Origin of the sequence: Flavobacterium sp., assembly GCF_044341265.1 — a bacterium.
Classification (GTDB): Bacteria; Bacteroidota; Bacteroidia; order Flavobacteriales; family Flavobacteriaceae; genus Flavobacterium.
Genome location: NZ_JBIISA010000072.1, coordinates 1 through 2,786, shown reverse-complemented (window position 1 = coordinate 2,786; position 2,786 = coordinate 1). Strand labels below are relative to the sequence as shown.

General features: G+C 27.5%; 5 protein-coding genes. All 5 read left to right on the top strand.

Annotated elements, in window-relative coordinates; translation table 11 throughout:
• The first annotated feature begins 256 nt into the window (after nucleotides 1-256).
• Nucleotides 257-562: a hypothetical protein gene (locus ACIQ06_RS16130; RefSeq protein WP_396147956.1), complete on the top strand. Its 306-nt coding sequence runs from the start codon at nucleotides 257-259 to the stop codon at nucleotides 560-562.
• Nucleotides 562-714: a hypothetical protein gene (locus ACIQ06_RS16125; RefSeq protein WP_396147955.1), complete on the top strand. Its 153-nt coding sequence runs from the start codon at nucleotides 562-564 to the stop codon at nucleotides 712-714. Before ACIQ06_RS16130 ends, ACIQ06_RS16125 begins: the two co-directional genes overlap by 1 nt.
• Nucleotides 704-1,300, top strand: a complete 597-nt coding sequence (locus ACIQ06_RS16120; protein ID WP_396147954.1) for a phospholipase D family protein — start codon at nucleotides 704-706, stop codon at nucleotides 1,298-1,300. Before ACIQ06_RS16125 ends, ACIQ06_RS16120 begins: the two co-directional genes overlap by 11 nt.
• A gap of 1 nt (nucleotide 1,301) precedes the next feature.
• Nucleotides 1,302-1,739, top strand: coding sequence for a hypothetical protein (locus ACIQ06_RS16115; protein ID WP_396147953.1), 438 nt, complete (start codon nucleotides 1,302-1,304; stop codon nucleotides 1,737-1,739).
• Nucleotides 1,740-1,772: 33 nt separating this feature from the next.
• Nucleotides 1,773-2,786, top strand: a 1,014-nt coding sequence (locus tag ACIQ06_RS16110) for a phage terminase large subunit (protein ID WP_396147952.1), incomplete at its 3' end; no start/stop codon positions are given.

The following is a 2,786-nucleotide window of genomic DNA, read 5'->3' as shown; positions in this document are numbered from 1 at the left end:
AAGAGGGTGATTTAATCATTAGTAAGTAATGGAAGATAGAGAAATGGAAATTTTCGCACAATTGAACCCAGAAGAGTAAATGTATTCAGACGAACAAAAAGAAATAATGTTTAATAGTGTTATTTTATTGTGGTGATAATCAAATAGTTGTAAATAAATGTAAATATATTTTATTATTTGCTTGCAATTAATAAAAAAATATGTATCTTTGTGTAACAATAAGGGAAAAAATAAAAACTTAAAAAAAACACAAAATATGAAAACAACAACTAAAATCATTGCAGCAAAAAAATTAGCAAAAAGTACAGTTTCTAAATCATCAATCGCTTATCAAGTAGCTTTTGACATTGTTAATAATACAAATAAAAGCTATAAATTAAAAAATAATACTATCAGACCAGTTCACACATCTGGTTTAGGTCGATTTACTTCAAACCTAGACTATACAAAAGATATTCAGTTATTATTAAGTTCAATCGGAATAGATACAGTTTTAACAAACGATAGTCCAAGAGGAGGTTTAACTGGTAATTTACTAACTATTACTACAAAACTAAAATAATGCCTAAAAAAGGAGTAGTAAACAATCCAAAAGGAAAACCAAAATTAAATGAGCCAACAAAGATACTTTATAAAAGAGTTCCTGAAAGTATCTTTGTTGAATGCTTAAAATTTGTAACAGAAAAAATAAAAAATCACAAAAATGGAATTTAGCCTTTTTGAACTAGATAAGCCTGTTGAAGAAAATTCGACAAAATTATTAACTGCAAGAAAAACAAAAATTAATGATAAACTAAAAGTAAAGTCGTTTTTAAAAAAAGAAAAAGCCTTAATAGTTTTAGATGAAATTCCACAAATAGGAGAATCAATACATATTGTTTCAAACGGAACATTTGACTATTTTACATTAGTTCCAATAGCTATTGATTTAATGGGCGGTGAATGTAACAGCTTTTATTTTTCTACATGGACAATGAACAATTCAAATTGTGAAGCTATTCTAAAGCTATATGATAATAAAAAAGTAAAATCTATAAATTGCTTAGTAGGATTATATTTTCAAAAAAGAGAAGCTCAGGTTTTCAATATGGTTTATGAAGGTCTAAAAGAAAGAGGACAAAGAATATTCTCAAATGAAAATCATTCAAAAGTTACATTATTAGATAATGGTAAAGATTTTATCGTTATTTGCGGAAGTGCTAATTTTACATCAAATCCAAGAATTGAACAATTTACGATTTATAATTCAAAAGAGTTGTTTGATTTTCATAAACAATGGATGGACGAAATAATTAAATAAAATGGCTGGAAATAAAAAAGAAAATAAATCATCAAAAGTTATTTTTGAACAAAGAGTTTCAATAATCGCTGAAATGCTTTTATCTGGATTGAGGAGATTTGAAATTATGCAAAATATTGCAACTCATGAAGTTTTAAAAACATGGAAAGTATCGGAAAGACAAATTGATAACTATATTTCAAGCGCAACAAAGATAATTCAAGGCGGAATATCTGAAAATCAAAAAGTAATCTTTGAACAATCATCATCACGTTATGATTTTTTATATAAAAAATTAATTAATGTAAAAGATTATAAAAATGCTGTTTTAGTAGTAGAAAAAAAAGCCAATTTACATGGATTGCTTAAAACTAAATTAGAACATAGTGGCGATAATGAAAAACCAATTATTATAAACTTAGGTTCTGGAATTGACCCAAAAAGTGAACATACTCAATAAAAACGCTTGTCTATACGGTAAGAAAATAGCATTTTGATACTTTTAAAAAAACAGGAATATGCAAACTATTACCTAAAAGATAGCCAAACAAATGAGGTTATTTATGGTGGAGCAGCTGGAGGTGGTAAGTCAGCCTTTGGCTGTTTGTGGTTAATTGAAAACTGTTTAAAATATCCTAATACTCGTTGGTTAATGGGGCGCGCTAAACTTAAAACACTAAAAGAAACAACTTTAAATACTTTTTTTGATTTAAGCAGTAAATTAAATCTAGGTAAACAGTTTACTTATAATGCTCAATCAAACATTATTTATTTTAAAAATGGTAGCGAAATAATTTTAAAAGATTTATTTTTATATCCAAGTGACCCTAATTTTGATAGTTTAGGTTCGTTAGAAATTACTGGCGCATTTATAGACGAGGTTAACCAAATAACATTTAAAGCATGGCAAATAGTGAAGTCACGTATTCGTTACCAACTAAATGAAAATAACTTAATACCAAAACTATTAGGGACTTGTAATCCTTCTAAAAATTGGGTTTATACTGAATTTTATAAACCATGTAGGGACTTTGAAATTAAAGACTATCGAAAGTTTATTCAAGCACTACCAACCGACAATCCACATTTACCAACTAGTTATTTACAATCATTATTAGAATTAGATACCAATTCAAAAGAGCGTTTATATTTTGGTAATTGGGAATTTGACAATGACCCTAGCGCATTATGTAACTTTGATAAAATAACTGATTTGTTCAGCAATGATTTTGAAAGTCTAAAAGGTAATAAGTTTATAACTTGCGATGTGGCTCGTTTAGGTAGCGACAAAATAGTAATTGGATTGTGGAATGGGTTTAGGGTTCAAATATTTGAATTTGAAAAAAAGTTAATAACTGAAAGTTACGAATTTATTAAAGAGTTACAGCGCAAAAATAATGTACCTTTGAGCAACATAATTGCTGATGAAGATGGAGTAGGTGGTGGTTTAGTTGATTTGCTAAAATGCAAAGGGTTCATAAATAATAGTAGACCTTTAAATGATGAG

Bases quoted from the DNA above. Each gene is read 5' to 3' on its own strand.
- ACIQ06_RS16120 (WP_396147954.1), top strand. From the start codon at position 704: ATGGAATTTAGCCTTTTTGAACTAGATAAGCCTGTTGAAGAAAATTCG.
- ACIQ06_RS16125 (WP_396147955.1), top strand. From the start codon at position 562: ATGCCTAAAAAAGGAGTAGTAAACAATCCAAAAGGAAAACCAAAATTA.
- ACIQ06_RS16115 (WP_396147953.1), top strand. From the start codon at position 1,302: ATGGCTGGAAATAAAAAAGAAAATAAATCATCAAAAGTTATTTTTGAA.
- ACIQ06_RS16130 (WP_396147956.1), top strand. From the start codon at position 257: ATGAAAACAACAACTAAAATCATTGCAGCAAAAAAATTAGCAAAAAGT.